The following is a 14,061-nucleotide window of genomic DNA, read 5'->3' as shown; positions in this document are numbered from 1 at the left end:
TGCAGCACTGGTACGCGTTGCCCCGTGGCCGCGTACTCTGTCCCCCACCCATCCGACACCGCACGAAGAGAGCCCCCGGCCATGCCCCCTCAGGACATGACGACAGCTGCGTCTCCTTCCGGGGGCGCCACCCCCGAACCCACGGGTTCCGACCACGTCCTCGATGCGCTGCAGCACCAGGTCGCGGTATTCGCCCGCCGTGCCGAGCAGACCCGCCTCGGCGGTGTCGGCCAGGTGCGCAATTCCATGGACCGGGCCGCCTATCTGCTGCTCAACCGGCTGGACCGGGAAGGCCCGATGGGTGTCAAGGCACTGGCCGCAGGCATGGGGATCGACTCCTCGACCGTGACCCGGCAGGTCGCACCCCTCGTCGACACCGGCCTGGTCAAGCGCACCTCGCACCCGGAGGACGGCCGTGCCGTCGTGCTCCAGCTGTCGCCGCGCGGCCAGGCGCGGCTGGAGGAGGTCCGCGAATCCCGGCGCCAGCTCATGACACAGGTGACGGACGACTGGACGGCCGAGGAGCGCGAGACGTTCTGCACGCTGCTCACCCGGTTCAATCTGGCACTGGCCGCCCGCCAGACCTCGCCCCAGGCATCCCCGGCCGGCTAGCGGGAACGGCAGCACCTGACGGTGCTGCGCAGGCTCTCGGGCGCACGCCTCTTGACCAGGAGCCCGGCAACGGCTCGGATGAGGACTGTGCGAGAGCGCCAGGCGGGCCGGGAACGGCGCCGCGCCCAGGAGTTCGAGACCTTCGTGGCGGGCGCGGCCGGCCGACTGCTGCACACGGCCACGCTGCTGACCGCCGAGCCCATCCAGCCGCCCGGAGCGAACCCCCGGGCCCAGCGGATGCTCATGGCCGCGCTGGCACGCACGTACGCGCGGTGGGGGCGGCTGCGCGGCGAGGACCCGTACGACCGCACCCGGCGGGAGCTGGCCGTCCGGTTCGCCCACGAGGTCTGGCGGCACCACCGGCCGCGCGGCGGGCTGCTGGACCGGCTGACGCCGCAGGAGCGTCTCGTTCTCGTGCTGCGGCTGTACGAGGGCGTCGCGGAGGAGCAGGCCGCGGCACTGCTCGGGCTTCCGGTGGAGCGGATCCGGGCGATCTGCAACCGTTCGGTGGCCACGATGCGCGGCACCCGCCGGCCCACGGCGCGGTGGGGGTTGCAACGGCCGCTGGGGATCGCACCATGAGCCGCGGCAGCAGCCGCGAGGACGAGGTCCGGCGCATGCTGGACGGTCCGCATCCGCAGGTGCCCGCCGATCTGGCACAGCGGGCGACGGAGCGCGGTGGCCGGCTGCTGCGCCGGCGCCGGTTCGCCCGCAGGCTGGTGCTGCTGGCGGCGTTCGCCGCGGTGGTCGCCTTCACATTGTGGGCGCTGAAGGCGCAGCCGTGGCACCTGCCTCCCACCGGGACGACGCCACCGCTGGACAACTGGTGAGGGCTGGTCCGGGGCGAACTATCCTGGAACGAGGCGCCACGGGGAACCGGCCGAGGAGGCTGCGATGACCAGGAAAGTCGCCGACTGCCGCAAGTATCCGAGCGTCACGAACTGCTCACTCACCATCTCCGGCGAGGAAGAAGAAGTCGTGAGGGCCGCCGCGGAGCACGCGGTCTCCGTCCATGAGCACACCGACAGCCCGGAACTGCGCGAACAGATCCGGGCGTCGCTGGACGACGAGAAGGCCGGCGTCTGAGAGCCTGTCGGGTCACCTTCGATCGGAGAGCGGACGCGGCATGGTGCGTGCGATTCCAAGGCGCCGGGATGCCCTCGTAGCGGAGCTACTAGGGCATTTCGGCAACGCCGGAAGCGTGCGTGCCATGCCGTGGCCGCCCGATCAGAGGTCACCCGACAGGCTCTGAGGGTGCCGAGGGCGGCCGGGCCCGAACGAACGAGCCCGCCCGCCTCCGCTCGGCCCCGAGCGCCCTAGCCGAGCGCCTGCGTCAGATCGGCGATCAGGTCGTCGGCGGACTCGATGCCGACGGAGAGCCGGACGAGGTCGGCCGGCACCTCCAGCGGGGAGCCGGCCGCCGAGGCGTGCGTCATGCGGCCCGGGTGCTCCACGAGGGACTCGACGCCGCCCAGGGACTCACCGAGGGTGAACAGCTTCGCCCGGTTGCAGACGTGGACCGCCGCGTCCTCGCCGCCCACGACGCGGAAGGACACCATGCCGCCGAAGGCCTTCATCTGCTTGGCGGCGACCTCGTGGCCCGGGTGCTCGGGCAGCCCCGGGTAGAGGACCTGGGTGACCTTGGGGTGCCGGGTCAGCAGATCGGCGATCTTCGTGGCGTTCTCGCTGTGCCGGTCCATGCGGACCGCGAGGGTCTTGATGCCGCGCAGCACCAGCCAGGCGTCGAACGGTCCGGCGACCGCGCCCATCGCGTTCTGGTGGTACGCCAACTCCTCGGCCAGTTCCGGGTCGTTGACGATCAGCGCACCGCCGACGACGTCCGAGTGGCCACCCATGTACTTCGTTGTGGAGTGCACCACGACGTCGGCGCCCAGGGCGAGGGGCTGCTGGAGGTAGGGGCTGGCGAAGGTGTTGTCGACGACCAGTCGTACACCCGCCGCGCGGGCCACACCGGCGATCGCAGCGATGTCGGTGATGCCGAGCAGCGGATTGGACGGGGTCTCCACCCAGATCGCCTTGGTGCGCGGGGTGATCGCCGCCCGTACCGCCGTCACGTCAGAGGTGTCGGCGACCGAGAAGTCGACACCCCACCGCGAGACGACCTTCGCGAACAGCCGGAACGTGCCGCCGTAGGCGTCGTTCGGGATGACCACATGGTCGCCGGGGGTGAGCAGCGTACGGAGCAGGCAGTCCTCGGCGGCGAGGCCCGAGGCGAAGGCGAGTCCGCGGCGGCCGCCCTCCAGGGCCGCGAGGTTGTCCTCCAGGGCGGTACGGGTCGGGTTGGCGCTGCGGCTGTACTCGTAGCCGCCGCGAAGTCCGCCCACGCCGTCCTGCTTGTACGTGGACACCTGATAAATGGGCGGAACAACGGCGCCGGTGAGGGGATCGGCGGTGTTTCCCGCGTGGATCGCGAGAGTCTCGAAGCTGTGCTGGTCGCTCATGGGGCCCGAGCGTAGTTCGTCGCGAGGGCGCCCACCGGGCTACCGGGCCGTCCGGTGACAATGGGGGCATGGAGATTCTCTGGTTCCTGATCGCACTGTGCATGCTCGCCGCGGTCATCGGCCCCTTCGTGCTGCGCCGCCGCGGCGGTATCCGTCAGGTCGCGCCCGGTTCCCCGGACGCCGCCGATCCGGACACCTACGGCTTCGTACGTCAGGAGGAGCTGGACATCCGACTGCCGGGCCCGGACCAGGATCTCCTCGATGTGCTCGATGTCGTGCAGCGTTCCCAGGACTGGCGGGCGGCTTCGCAGTTGCTGGCCGGTACGCCCAAGGAGGGCGAGGTGCGGTGGCAGCGGGTGCAGGCGTTCGCCGGCGCCGCCTCGCTGGAGCTGGCGCAGCAGCCCGGTGTCGGTGGTTCGTGGCTGCGCAAGTGGCGGGCCGACGCGCCGAAGGACGCCGGCGGTGCGGCGGTGCACGCCGAATTCCTGGTGCAGCAGGCGTGGCGTTCGTCGACCGCGGGGACGGACGACTTCCGGATCATTCTGGAGGAGGCCCGTACGGTCTGCGGCGAGGCGGCGCTGCTGGCGCCGGGCGACCCCGTTCCGTACCTCGTCGAGCTGGCGGTCTCCCGTGGGCTCGGTTACTCGCACGAGGAGTTCGACCGGCTCTGGGCGAAGGTGATCGACCGGGCCCCGGCGCACATGGGCGCACACATCGCCGCGCTGCACTACTGGTGCGAGAAGTGGCACGGCTCCCGCGAGGAGGCCGACCGCTTCGCCACCACGGCCGCCGCCCGCGCCCCGCAGGGCTCACTGCTGGCCGCGCTGCCGCTCTTCGCGGTGTACGAGCATCTGCCCGAGGTCAATCTCGTACAGGGCTTCTACCGGAGCGCGGTGGTGACCAAGGCGGTCGAGGGCGCCCTGTTCGCGGTGCACGCGGCCCGCGCCGACGATCCGATGCTCGCGCACGTCCGCCATCTGCTGGTGCTGTTCCTGGTCCGGATGGAGCGCTGGTCGGAGGCGATGAACCAGCTCGTCCACATCGACGGCCACGTGGGCGCGCTGCCGTGGACGCAGAGCCCCGACCCGGCCGCCGAGTACACCGTCTACCGGGCCCTGGCGGTGGCAGGCTACGAGGCGAACGGCGGCAGCCCGGCGACGCTGCCGCAGTAGCCGCGTGCGGAATCCATGACGTCCCGGGTGCGTTGTAGCAAGGGCAAATCGACCCCAGGAGGAGCCGCCGCATGTTCCTGCAACGCCGTACCCCCCAGCTCCCCACCCCCGAGGAGGCCCTGAAGGGCCGCCCCACCCCCGAATTCACCGTCCCGTCCCGCCACACGGTCCTGGGCAATCCGCTGCTGGGTCCGTACCCGGAGGGTCTGGAGGTCGCGGACTTCGCGCTGGGCTGTTTCTGGGGCGCCGAGCGCAAGTTCTGGCAGACGGACGGCGTCTGGACGACGCTCGTCGGCTACCAGGGCGGCTCCACGGAGAACCCCGCGTACGAAGAGGTCTGCTCGGGCCTGACGGGACACACGGAGGCGGTCCGCGTGGTCTTCGACCCGAAGACCGTCTCGTACGCCGAGCTGCTGAAGCTGTTCTGGGAGTCCCACGACCCGACGCAGGGATTCCGCCAGGGCAATGACGTGGGCACGCAGTACCGCTCGGCGATCTACACCCACTCTCCCGAGCAGGCGGCAGCCGTGGCGGCCTCCCGCGAGGCGTACCAGAAGGTCCTCACGGGCTCCGGCTACGGCGAGATCACGACGGAGATCCTCCCGGCCCGGGGCCGCACGTTCTGGCCTGCTGAGGCGTACCACCAGCAGTACCTCGACCGCAACATCAACGGCTACTGCGGCATCGGTGGGACGGGGGTGTCCTGCCCGATCGGTGTGGCCACCGCTCCGACGACCGAGGACTGACGTCACGGGGCCCGGCCCTGCCGGGCCTCTCGCCAGGTGATGTCAGTGACGGCTGCCATGCTTGCGACATGTCTGAAGCGACCGCGCACGACTATCTGTGGTTCGACGAGCACTTTCCTGCTCTGTCCGAGGCGTACTGCGTCACGCTGGTGCGCGGGCTGACTCCTGATGCCCTGCTGACAGGGCTGGGCGCGACGGAGCTGCGCCGCATAACCGGCGTCGACGGCCTGACCGGGCCCGCGTACGAGACCTGGGACACTCATGACGGGGACCGGTTGTTCGCCGGTGTGACCGGGGTCGGCGGGTGGGCGCTGATGATCGAGCCCAATGGCTACCTCGGAATCAGCGACGAAGTCCTCGTTCCGCTCTCGGGCGGAACGACGGCCGTGTCGCACTTCCGCAACGTCAACGCCGTTGATCACTTCAACTGGTACGAGGACGGCGAACGGCGACTCCACTTCGAGCCGCTCTTCGCGTACTCACGTGATGGCAGCGATCCCGACGGTTCCTTGGACACCATGCGGGCGGCGGGCTTCGATCTGAGTGAGGACGACGAACGGAACTACGACCTGCACACGGAGGCCGCCTTCGCACTCGCCGAGCACCTGACGGGCGTACGGCTCACCCGCGAACTGCTCGACGCGTCCGAGTTCTTGAGCGGGGTAGTGTCCCTGCCCCGTACCTGACGGCAGGCATCGCTGTGCACCCGGCGGGACCTGACTGAGCGTATGGCAGCGCACGCTCGCGGGGACGGGCGTCGACCCGAGTGCCCCGTCCGCGACGAACGGGGCCGGTCCTGCCCGACAGGTATCGCGCTTGCTGACGGCTGACACTCAGAGCGTTCATCCGAGGCAGGGACGCTCCCGATGTTCCAGGTAGTGCCGGATAGGGAGCTGTTGGCCTCCTGGAGCGTGGCCATGATGCGCAGGTCGATCGGCTCGGGAACGAAGCCGGTGGGGGGGCCGTAGCGGAGCGCTTCGAACCGGTAGCCGTGCTCGACGACCGGCTGCAAGAGCGTGGGGGGTACGCATGGCCGACCGTCCGATCGCAGCGCTCTGGAGCCCGCCTCAAGCGGTCTGTCGGGACCGCAGTGCTCGGCATGGTCAAAGACCTGCGCGACGACTTCGGCGACAGTGTTCTCCGAGCCGCAAGACGGCCACGCGCCGATAGCCCCGCGCGCTTGGTCTGCGGCCGACCGGCAAGCCGATAGCGGCACAGCTCATGCGCCTATCCCATCACCACCGCAACCTACAGGCAGGTGGTGTCAGGCGCGCTCCGGCTCGTTCCGTTCCTCGGTGGCTGCGGCCCGGGCGCGACGGCGGCCCAGCAGGGCGCTTCCCGCGATCACAAGGCCGATGGTGACGACCTTGACGGCCCCGTAGTAGCCGGTCGCCAGGTTCTCCGGGGCACCGGGCAGCCGGAGGAAGACCCACGCTGCCGCGAGACCCCCGAACCCGATCAGTGCGACAGCCCCCAGCGTCCCGAGCTCCGCCCACCAGGGCCTTGTGCCATAACCCCGCTCGTCGGTCTGCTCAACGTCCTTGTCGATCACGGTCTGTTCTCCTGTGCATGTGGTAACAGTCGAGAGGGAGGGCGCAGGCCACGGCGCGGGCGGTTCACCGAGCCGACCGCTTCCTCCAGGAGCCGGCATTCTGCCAGTCGGTGAAATCTCCCACTCGCCAGCTCTGTTCGAACGGGGCGATGGACGACTCCCGCCGGCGTACCGGCAGGACCAGAATCAGAAATGCCACCCACTGGACCGCTACGTCCGCGCAGCGGTCCAGAGCTCGTCGGTATCGACCCCACACAGCCATGAGGGCCACGAACCCACGAGCCCTCAGCAGAAGGAAACCCCCAACACCAGTGGGTTCACCACACCAACGCCTGGAGCATCCGTGAACCTGCTGGTTTCACCTTCCGGTGGCGTCAGGCCGCCAAGGACCTCGCGCCCCGTTTACAGCTGGCTCCATAGGAGTCCTGCCCAGGTCTTTCAGTCAGGAAGTGGCAGATCCGTAGCAGACGCAGCAGGCGAGGCCGGTCGGGTCGGGCAAGTTGCGACGGGCGGGCACCCAGCGCCCGAAACCGCCCTCTCACACCGTCCGGATCGCGACACGGGCCCAGTGCCGTGGGCTCCGGCCCGGGATCCGCTTCCATGCCTGCTTCGGCAGGACCGCGATCGGTTCGCCCACGCGAGCATCGCGGCCGTCGGCCGTGAGACCTCGGGGGAACCGGGGCGCACCGAGCGGTGCGCCCCGGTCGGAGCCGTCAGGCGCGAGCGGCAGCCGCCTCGGCGATCTGCCGCGGCGTGGTCTCCAGCCACCAGCTCGGGTTCGCGGTCCCATCGGTGGTGCGGCCGTCGTTGTGGACGTAGTGCCGCACGTCCCGGCCCGGCGCGCTCAGCTCGCCCGCGAGCGCCCGCTCCAGCCACTCTGCTCCAAAACGGAAGACTTCCGCAGCGGTGCCGCCCAGCGGATGGAACTCGTTTTCGTAGACGCGCATCTCCTTCGGCGCACGGACCCGCTCATAGGTGGCAAGTGCCTGCTCGAGCTGGGTGAGCTCGTCGAATTCACCGATCCCCATGAAGACCGGACAGGTGATCTCCGCGACGAGCTCTCCCAGAGGCATACGCTGCGCCAGCTCCACGTCGAAGACGTCCTCGTCGGTGTACCCGGCCATGTACATGTAGTTGTTCTTGAAGGTGGGCTGCGCTCGGTTGAAGATCGTCTCGAAGTCCCCGGTGACGCCCTCGAAGCCGGCCATAGCGGCCAGGCGCGCATCGGCGGCAGCGGCGCGCATGCCCCAGTACCCGCTCATACTGATCCCGAACATGCCGATCCGCTGGGCATCGACCTCAGGCAGTTCGGCAAGGAAGTCGATGTAGCGGCTGATGGCCCGCTCGTAGTTGGTCAGGTCCACCGTCAGACCGTTCGCCCGGGACTCGCCCTGGCCGGGGCCCTCGATGGACAGGGCGACAACGCCGCGGGAGGTGTAGTACCGCTCGGCGGCGTAGATGTAGTCCTCCTTGATCATGTCCATACCGGGGCCGAGTATGACGGCCGGGGCGTTGCGGACCTTGCCCATCGGCAGGTGCAGCAGGGCGTAGATGTGCTTGCCCTCGAAGTCGAGGACCACACGGCGCACCCTGTTGTCGCGCAGTTCGCCGAGCCGAGCCACGCAGTGGCTGCAGTGCTCACGGAACGCGGCCTTGCGCGGGTCCTCCGCATCGAAGATGGAGTACTGCGCGCGCCCCCACATCACTGCCGCCCGCAGATAAAGATCGGCCGCCGTCTGCGCAAAGCCCTCGGCCTCGTGGAGCGCGGCGCGCTCCTCGGCCTGCGCAGCCACGGTGGCCCAGGCCTTCGGCAGCATGGCCCCGCTCTGGACCTGAGCGAACACCTTGTCGAAGTCGGTGTGGTCGTGGCCCAGCTGCTCCATGGTGCCCTTCGCGGCAGGGTGCAGAGCGTCGAAGCCGCCTTGGGCGAGGGCAATGTCGAGAGCCCAGCTCTGTCCGGTGGAACGCACAGTCATGAGGAATCCTTTCGTTCACACTCAGTAAATCGCTAAGTACTTATTAAGTAAGTACTTATGTTATATTGTTTGTCAAGTCGTCCAGTTCTGCCACACGAAAGGTCCCTCCCCGGTGGACAAAGCCGAGACATCCGCCCGTGAACGCCGCGCATCCCTGGATGCCCTCGCACGGGCCGCCTACAGCCTCAGTGCCGCCGACGCCCGGTTGCGGGGCAGGGCTACCCGGACCCCCGGAGCTCTCTCGCTCACCCATGCGCGAGCCCTGCGCGTGTTGGCCGAGGAAGGGCCACTGTCGGTGAAGAAACTCGCCGAACGCACGGAGACCACAGGTCCCGCAGCCACCCAGCTTGTCAATGGCCTCGAACGGGCCGACTACGTCACGCGGCAGCGGCCCGAGGGGGACCGCAGGTCAGTCGTGGTGACGCTTACAGACGCCGGGCGGCAGCGGCACAACGAACGCGATCACACCCTGGCCGAGGCCCTCAACGAGACGCTCAGTGACCTGGACATTCACGCTCTGGGTGCCGCCACCGAGGCCCTTCGGGGCTTGGCCCTTATCTACGACACCCTCTAATCGGTACTGCAACGGCGCTTGAGGTGACGAGGTCGCAGTTCATGGGCTGTGGCCTCGTCGTTCGTAGTGACTGTGGCGGGCTTGGTTTCGTCGGCGTCGGCGCCAGGTCGACCAGTGCAAGACGTGCTCGACCGCAGGTCGGAAGGGACTTACCAGGCGGATGATCAGGCGTCTGAGCTCGGGGAGGCCGAGCGGGACGAGTCCGGTAGGCGTCTCCTGCCCGATCGGTGTGGCCGACGCATCGACGACCGAGGACTGACGCGACAGGGTCAGCGGCGGCTGCCATGCCTACGCCCGGCCTTACGCCGGCACCTCGCCGATTTCTTCATTCTGTGCGATCGACGGGTCCGGCATCGGGGAAGATGATCCACCACACTCGCGCCGGGAACCGCTTCCGGCAGCGTTGACCACCGCATAGAGAGGGCCGTCCAACCCATGACGAGCGAAGGCCGCAGCACTTCTGCCGCCCCGGCCGGCCCGCCGTGGTTCATGGCCAACGAACTTCTCGCGTTCGTCGTCGAGTTGGTGGCGCTGACTGCTCTGGCCTGGTGGGGTTTCGCCACCGGGGACGGCACGGCTGCTCGGCTGCTGCTGGGGCTCGGGACGCCGGCGGCGGCCATCGTGCTCTGGGGGATGTTCGCCGCCCCTCGCGCCCGCTTCCGGCCGCCCCTCGCGGGGGTGCTGCTGGTCAAGGCGGTGGTGCTCGGCGCTGGTGTGTACGCAGTCCACGCGGTGGGACATCCGGTGGCGGCGGCGTTCTTCGGCGTCGTCGTGGTCGTGAACACGGCCCTGGCCGAGACCCTTCGGCGCCGCACACCGCAGCGCGGAGCGCCGGCTGCCTGACGTGACACCGGCCCGGCCGCGGAAGGCGGCCCGGCCGGTGTGGCGTCGTCAGACCGGCCGGATCAGATGAGCCCCTGGGCGAGCATCGCGTCCGCGACCAGTTCGAAGCCGGCGATGTTGGCGCCCACCACGTAGTTGCCCGGGCTGCCGTAGCGCTCCGCGACCGTGTGGCAGGAGTCGTGGATGTGGCGCATGATCTCCGCGAGCCGCTCCTCGGTGTGGGCGAACGTCCAGGAGTCGCGTGAGGCGTTCTGCTGCATCTCCAGGGCGCTGGTGGCCACGCCGCCCGCGTTGGCCGCCTTGCCGGGGGCGAAGGCGACGCCCGCGTCCTGGAGGATGCGTACGGCCTCCGGAGTGGTGGGCATGTTGGCGCCCTCGGCGACCGCCTTCACGCCGTTGCGTACGAGGGCCAGGGCGTCGGCCTCGTGCAGTTCGTTCTGCGTGGCGCAGGGCAGGGCCACATCGCAGGGGACGTTCCAGAGGCCGGTGCCGGGGACGAACCTGACGTGTTCGCCGCGGCGCTCCGCGTAGTCGGAGACCCGGCCGCGGCCGGCCTCCTTGATCTCCTTGAGCAGGGCGAGGTCGACGCCCTTCTCGTCCACGACGTACCCGTCGGAGTCGGAGCAGGTCACCACGGTCGCGCCGAGCTGCTGGGCCTTCTCGATCGCGTAGATCGCGACATTGCCCGAGCCCGACACGGCGACGCGCTGCCCGTCGAGGGACTCGCCACGGCTGCGGAGCATCTCGGCGGTGAAGAGCACACAGCCGTACCCGGTCGCCTCGGTGCGCGCCTGGGCACCGCCCCAGCCCAGGCCCTTTCCGGTGAGGACACCGGACTCGTAACGGTTGGTGATCCGCTTGTACTGGCCGAACAGGTAGCCGATCTCGCGGCCGCCGACGCCGATGTCACCGGCGGGGACATCGGTGTACTCGCCGAGGTGACGGTGGAGTTCGGTCATGAACGACTGGCAGAACCGCATGATCTCGGCGTCGGAGCGGCCCTTCGGGTCGAAGTCGGCGCCGCCCTTTCCGCCGCCGATGGGCATGCCGGTGAGCGCGTTCTTGAAGATCTGCTCGAAGCCGAGGAACTTCACGATGCCGAGGTTGACCGAGGGGTGGAAACGCAGCCCTCCCTTGTACGGTCCGAGCGAGCTGCTGAACTCGACCCGGAAGCCGCGGTTCACATGGATGTCGCCGGAGTCGTCGGACCACGGCACCCGGAAGATGAGCTGGCGCTCCGGCTCGCAGATGCGCTCGATGATCCGGGCGTCCACGAACTCCGGCCGCTGTTCGAGGACGGGGCCGAGGGTCTCCAGGACCTCCCGTACCGCCTGATGGAATTCCTTCTCGCCCTGGTTGCGGCGGAGAATCTCCGCGAACAGCGGCTCGATGACACTCATATGGGTCATACCTTCCCTGGGTCGGCATCGCGCGCGTGGGTGCCCCGTCCCCGGGGGGGCACCAGCGGTCCCCCTCCCCATTGAGGGCGTCGCCCAGACATCGCACGCTCTGCGGCTCACGGAAGCGACGTACAGAACCGTTGTGGCATACCGATTGTCCCAGTGGCTCACGAAGGTCGTTCACTGCGTCCGCATCCTGGGCCCGTCTACGACTCCGCCGGGCGGCGCAGCATCCACAGCCCCGTCCCGGACGCGAGGACGACCACGCCGGAGACGACGCTCAGCGCGATGTGCAGACCGTTGTCCTCCATGAGGAAGTTCAGGGAGACATTCGCGGCGATCGCCGCGCAGAGCACGATCCAGAGCAGTGCTTTCATGAGTTTCGCCTTCCGTTGTCGGGTGATGGATCCATTCTCCCGGCACGTATCCGCCGTCACGAGGGACCGGTCCCCCACATCCGTGGTGTAGCCAGCTGAACCGTCGTGCGGTTCGAAGGGTCCCGTTAGGGTTTGCGAGGTGGGGATCACCGAGGGAACTGCGACGCGCGAGCGGGGAGACGAGCGGGTCGGCGCCGGTGTGCGCCGAGCGGTCACGGATCCGGACTCGGCGCGGTGGTGGGTGCCGGGTCTCGCGGTGCTGGTCGTCGTGCCGTTGTACCTCGTGTGGGTGCTGGTGCTGGCCACCGGCGGCGGTGATCTGGCGGCGCAGTCCGCCTGGGCCGCCTTCGCGTCCCGGCATCCCGGGTCCGCGTACAACCTCTCCTGGTACGGAGGGACGCACACCGCCAACTACAGCCTGCTGACGCCGCCGCTCATGGCGGTGTTCGGGGTGCGGGCCGTCACCGTCGCCGCCGGGCTCTGCGGGTCGTGGGCACTGGGGCGGCTCTGTGTGCGGACCGGGGTGCGGTGGCCGGTCGCGGTCTCGGTGCTGGGGTCGTTGGTGCTCTGGTGCAATGTCGCGTCCGGGCGTACCACGTTCGCAATGGGCGTGGCGATCGGGCTGGCCGCGCTGTTGTACGTACGACGCCGCGCGGGCGTCGCCGCGGGCTGCGCGGTGCTGGCGACGGCGGCGAGTCCGGTGGCGGGGCTGTTCCTGGTGGTGGCGGGTGCGGCGTACGGGCTCGACCGGCAGTGGCGGCGGGCGGCCGTGCTCCTCGTACCGCCGTTCGTGGTGGTGGCGGCGACGACGGTGTTGTTTCCGTTCACGGGCGAACAGCCGATGGCTCCGGGGAAGTTGTGGATGCCGTTGGCCGCCTGCGCGGCCCTGTGGCTCGCGGCGCCGCGCGAGGGCGGCTGGCGGGTGGTCCGGTTCGCGAGCGTGGTGTACGCGGTCGGTGTCGTCCTGACCTTCCTGATCCCCTCGCCCATCGGGACGAATGTGGAGCGGCTGGTGGGGGTGGCCGGCCCGCCCGTGCTGCTCGCGGCGGCACTGACCACTCTGGCGGGCCGGCCGCGGGGCGGCCGGCTGCTGCGGGTGCGGGCGGTCGTGCTCGTCGGGATGCTGGCGTTCAACACCGGCTGGCTGGTCAACAAGACCGATGACGATCTGCGGGTCACCACCACCGTGCCCGCCTGGGCGGCGCACACCGACGGTGTGGTCGCCGAGCTGCGCAGGCTCGGTGCCGAACGGACCCGGGTGGAGGTCGTACCGGCCCAAAATCACCGGGAGGCGTCCGTGCTCGCGCCGCATGTGAACATGGCGCGCGGCTGGAACCGGCAGCTCGACGTGGAGCGCGGGCGGCTGTTCTACAGGGGAAAGCCGACTCCGGCGGCGTACCGCGCCTGGCTAGACCGGTGGGGCGTGGGTCTCGTGGTGCTGCACAGCGGCAGGCCGGACGGCCCGGCCGAGGCGGAGGCGGAGATCGTCCGGCGCGGGACCGACTGGCTGGAGCCGGTGTGGCAGGACGCGGGGTGGCGGATCTACCGGGTGCGGGGCGCCGTCCCGCTGGTCTCCGCGCCGGGCACCGTCGTACGCGGGGACGACGCCTCGCTGGTGGTACGGATGCCCGCCCCCGGGTCGGTGACGGTACGGATCGCGTACTCGCCCTGGCTGCGTGCCGACGGCGGCGGGTGCGTACGGCAGGACGGCGAGTGGACGCGGCTCACGGTGGAGCGGGGCGGCGAGTACCGGCTGGACTCGCGTTACCGGCTGTGGCCGTCCGGGGCTTGCCGGGTGCTCGACAGTCAGTGACGTCGAGGCCGCGGTTCAGTCGGTGACGCCGAGGTCCTGACGCATCAGTTCCCGCATCGTGTCGAGGCAGGGGTCGGCCGCTCTCAGGTCCTCCAGGGCCCGTTCGACGCTTTCGCCGTCACGGGCGAGGCCCCGGTCGAGGCGTTTGACGGCGGCGTCACCGAGGGCGAGGACCCGGTTGAGGTCGCGGGACGCCTGCAGTATCCGTTCGGGGACGATCATCTGAGCCTCGGCGTAGCGGTCGCGGTGGTCGAGGCGGGCCTCTTCGAGCTGGATGCGTTCCTGCTCGGTGTAGACGTCGTCGCGGATGCGGTGCAGGGCGTCCTTGAGAAGTGTGTGGAACTGCCGGGAGGCCCGGTTCATGGCCGTGTACTGAGCGCGCCGCTCCTCGAACTTCCGCTGCTCACCGAACAGTCGGGCCTCTTCAGCGCGCTGACGCACGGTCAGGCGCTGTGCGAGCACCGGCGCGAAGAGGGTGCCGAGCACCCCGACTACTGCGGTGATCATGGCGGTGATGGCGGCGGTCATGACTTT

16 protein-coding genes are annotated in these 14,061 nt (G+C 69.7%); 10 read left to right on the top strand and 6 right to left on the bottom strand.

What is annotated here, in order from left to right:
• Nucleotides 1-81 precede the first annotated feature (81 nt).
• The 4 genes from ACZ7IB_RS08320 to ACZ7IB_RS08305 all read left to right on the top strand — a co-directional run bounded on the left by ACZ7IB_RS08320 (nucleotide 82) and on the right by ACZ7IB_RS08305 (nucleotide 1,698).
• Nucleotides 82-612: a MarR family winged helix-turn-helix transcriptional regulator gene (locus ACZ7IB_RS08320; RefSeq protein WP_470910245.1), complete on the top strand. Its 531-nt coding sequence runs from the start codon at nucleotides 82-84 to the stop codon at nucleotides 610-612.
• An 87-nt stretch (nucleotides 613-699) separates the two neighbouring features.
• Nucleotides 700-1,194, top strand: a complete 495-nt coding sequence (locus tag ACZ7IB_RS08315) for a sigma factor-like helix-turn-helix DNA-binding protein (RefSeq protein ID WP_470910243.1) — start codon at nucleotides 700-702, stop codon at nucleotides 1,192-1,194.
• Entirely contained in the window at nucleotides 1,191-1,442 is a 252-nt protein-coding gene (locus tag ACZ7IB_RS08310) for a hypothetical protein (RefSeq protein WP_470910241.1), read from the top strand. The genes ACZ7IB_RS08315 and ACZ7IB_RS08310 overlap by 4 nt, the downstream gene beginning before the upstream one ends.
• A 64-nt stretch (nucleotides 1,443-1,506) precedes the next feature.
• A complete protein-coding gene (locus ACZ7IB_RS08305; RefSeq protein WP_114246326.1) occupies nucleotides 1,507-1,698 on the top strand; it encodes a DUF1059 domain-containing protein in 192 nt (63 codons plus the stop codon).
• Nucleotides 1,699-1,928: 230 nt separating this feature from the next.
• Here the strand turns inward: ACZ7IB_RS08305 and ACZ7IB_RS08300 are convergent, their stop codons facing one another.
• Nucleotides 1,929-3,074: a cystathionine gamma-synthase gene (locus ACZ7IB_RS08300; RefSeq protein ID WP_470910238.1), complete on the bottom strand. Its 1,146-nt coding sequence runs from the start codon at nucleotides 3,072-3,074 to the stop codon at nucleotides 1,929-1,931.
• A 68-nt stretch (nucleotides 3,075-3,142) separates the two neighbouring features.
• Between ACZ7IB_RS08300 and ACZ7IB_RS08295 the strand changes: the two genes are divergently transcribed.
• From ACZ7IB_RS08295 to ACZ7IB_RS08285, 3 genes are all read left to right on the top strand, one after another.
• Nucleotides 3,143-4,246: a hypothetical protein gene (locus ACZ7IB_RS08295; RefSeq protein WP_470910236.1), complete on the top strand. Its 1,104-nt coding sequence runs from the start codon at nucleotides 3,143-3,145 to the stop codon at nucleotides 4,244-4,246.
• Between the two features lie 71 nt (nucleotides 4,247-4,317).
• Nucleotides 4,318-4,992: a peptide-methionine (S)-S-oxide reductase MsrA gene (gene msrA / locus ACZ7IB_RS08290; RefSeq protein WP_470910234.1), complete on the top strand. Its 675-nt coding sequence runs from the start codon at nucleotides 4,318-4,320 to the stop codon at nucleotides 4,990-4,992.
• Between the two features lie 68 nt (nucleotides 4,993-5,060).
• Nucleotides 5,061-5,678 (top strand): DUF6461 domain-containing protein, encoded by a 618-nt coding sequence (locus ACZ7IB_RS08285; protein WP_470910232.1) that lies wholly within the window; start codon nucleotides 5,061-5,063, stop codon nucleotides 5,676-5,678.
• Between the two features lie 578 nt (nucleotides 5,679-6,256).
• On the opposite strand, the gene ACZ7IB_RS08280 is transcribed toward ACZ7IB_RS08285, so the two are convergent.
• Both ACZ7IB_RS08280 and ACZ7IB_RS08275 read right to left on the bottom strand, forming a co-directional pair.
• Nucleotides 6,257-6,544 carry a hypothetical protein gene (locus tag ACZ7IB_RS08280; protein WP_329833693.1) on the bottom strand — a complete coding sequence of 96 codons (288 nt, stop codon included), beginning with the start codon at nucleotides 6,542-6,544 and terminating at the stop codon, nucleotides 6,257-6,259.
• 713 nt (nucleotides 6,545-7,257) lie between these two features.
• A complete protein-coding gene (locus ACZ7IB_RS08275; protein WP_470910229.1) occupies nucleotides 7,258-8,520 on the bottom strand; it encodes an alpha/beta hydrolase in 1,263 nt (420 codons plus the stop codon).
• A 112-nt stretch (nucleotides 8,521-8,632) separates the two neighbouring features.
• On the opposite strand from ACZ7IB_RS08275, the gene ACZ7IB_RS08270 reads away from it, so the two are divergent.
• Together ACZ7IB_RS08270 and ACZ7IB_RS08265 are read left to right on the top strand one after the other, a co-directional pair.
• Entirely contained in the window at nucleotides 8,633-9,094 is a 462-nt protein-coding gene (locus ACZ7IB_RS08270; RefSeq protein WP_470910227.1) for a MarR family transcriptional regulator, read from the top strand.
• 435 nt (nucleotides 9,095-9,529) lie between these two features.
• Nucleotides 9,530-9,937, top strand: a complete 408-nt coding sequence (locus tag ACZ7IB_RS08265; RefSeq protein ID WP_470910225.1) for a YrdB family protein — start codon at nucleotides 9,530-9,532, stop codon at nucleotides 9,935-9,937.
• Nucleotides 9,938-9,999: 62 nt separating this feature from the next.
• On the opposite strand, the gene gdhA is transcribed toward ACZ7IB_RS08265, so the two are convergent.
• A complete protein-coding gene (gene gdhA, locus ACZ7IB_RS08260) occupies nucleotides 10,000-11,337 on the bottom strand; it encodes an NADP-specific glutamate dehydrogenase (protein ID WP_470910221.1) in 1,338 nt (445 codons plus the stop codon).
• A gap of 206 nt (nucleotides 11,338-11,543) precedes the next feature.
• Nucleotides 11,544-11,714: a hypothetical protein gene (locus tag ACZ7IB_RS08255; protein WP_470910218.1), complete on the bottom strand. Its 171-nt coding sequence runs from the start codon at nucleotides 11,712-11,714 to the stop codon at nucleotides 11,544-11,546.
• A 241-nt stretch (nucleotides 11,715-11,955) separates the two neighbouring features.
• On the opposite strand from ACZ7IB_RS08255, the gene ACZ7IB_RS08250 reads away from it, so the two are divergent.
• Complete coding sequence (locus tag ACZ7IB_RS08250; RefSeq protein WP_470910466.1) at nucleotides 11,956-13,527, top strand: hypothetical protein; 1,572 nt, start codon at nucleotides 11,956-11,958, stop codon at nucleotides 13,525-13,527.
• 15 nt (nucleotides 13,528-13,542) lie between these two features.
• Here the strand turns inward: ACZ7IB_RS08250 and ACZ7IB_RS08245 are convergent, their stop codons facing one another.
• Nucleotides 13,543-14,055, bottom strand: a complete 513-nt coding sequence (locus ACZ7IB_RS08245; RefSeq protein WP_470910215.1) for a hypothetical protein — start codon at nucleotides 14,053-14,055, stop codon at nucleotides 13,543-13,545.
• Nucleotides 14,056-14,061 lie beyond the last annotated feature (6 nt).

This window comes from Streptomyces sp. NPDC037301 (genome assembly GCF_055602785.1).
Note: the sequence above shows the minus strand (reverse complement) of the source record. Positions and strands in the feature narration are given on the sequence as shown.

Excerpts from the sequence above, each read along its gene's own strand:
- ACZ7IB_RS08320 (WP_470910245.1), top strand. The coding sequence starts at position 82 with ATGCCCCCTCAGGACATGACGACAGCTGCGTCTCCTTCCGGGGGCGCC.
- ACZ7IB_RS08310 (WP_470910241.1), top strand. The coding sequence starts at position 1,191 with ATGAGCCGCGGCAGCAGCCGCGAGGACGAGGTCCGGCGCATGCTGGAC.
- ACZ7IB_RS08305 (WP_114246326.1), top strand. The coding sequence starts at position 1,507 with ATGACCAGGAAAGTCGCCGACTGCCGCAAGTATCCGAGCGTCACGAAC.
- ACZ7IB_RS08300 (WP_470910238.1), bottom strand. The coding sequence starts at position 3,074 with ATGAGCGACCAGCACAGCTTCGAGACTCTCGCGATCCACGCGGGAAAC.
- ACZ7IB_RS08295 (WP_470910236.1), top strand. The coding sequence starts at position 3,143 with ATGGAGATTCTCTGGTTCCTGATCGCACTGTGCATGCTCGCCGCGGTC.
- msrA (WP_470910234.1), top strand. The coding sequence starts at position 4,318 with ATGTTCCTGCAACGCCGTACCCCCCAGCTCCCCACCCCCGAGGAGGCC.
- ACZ7IB_RS08285 (WP_470910232.1), top strand. The coding sequence starts at position 5,061 with ATGTCTGAAGCGACCGCGCACGACTATCTGTGGTTCGACGAGCACTTT.
- ACZ7IB_RS08275 (WP_470910229.1), bottom strand. The coding sequence starts at position 8,520 with ATGACTGTGCGTTCCACCGGACAGAGCTGGGCTCTCGACATTGCCCTC.
- ACZ7IB_RS08265 (WP_470910225.1), top strand. The coding sequence starts at position 9,530 with ATGACGAGCGAAGGCCGCAGCACTTCTGCCGCCCCGGCCGGCCCGCCG.
- gdhA (WP_470910221.1), bottom strand. The coding sequence starts at position 11,337 with ATGAGTGTCATCGAGCCGCTGTTCGCGGAGATTCTCCGCCGCAACCAG.
- ACZ7IB_RS08255 (WP_470910218.1), bottom strand. The coding sequence starts at position 11,714 with ATGAAAGCACTGCTCTGGATCGTGCTCTGCGCGGCGATCGCCGCGAAT.
- ACZ7IB_RS08245 (WP_470910215.1), bottom strand. The coding sequence starts at position 14,055 with ATGACCGCCGCCATCACCGCCATGATCACCGCAGTAGTCGGGGTGCTC.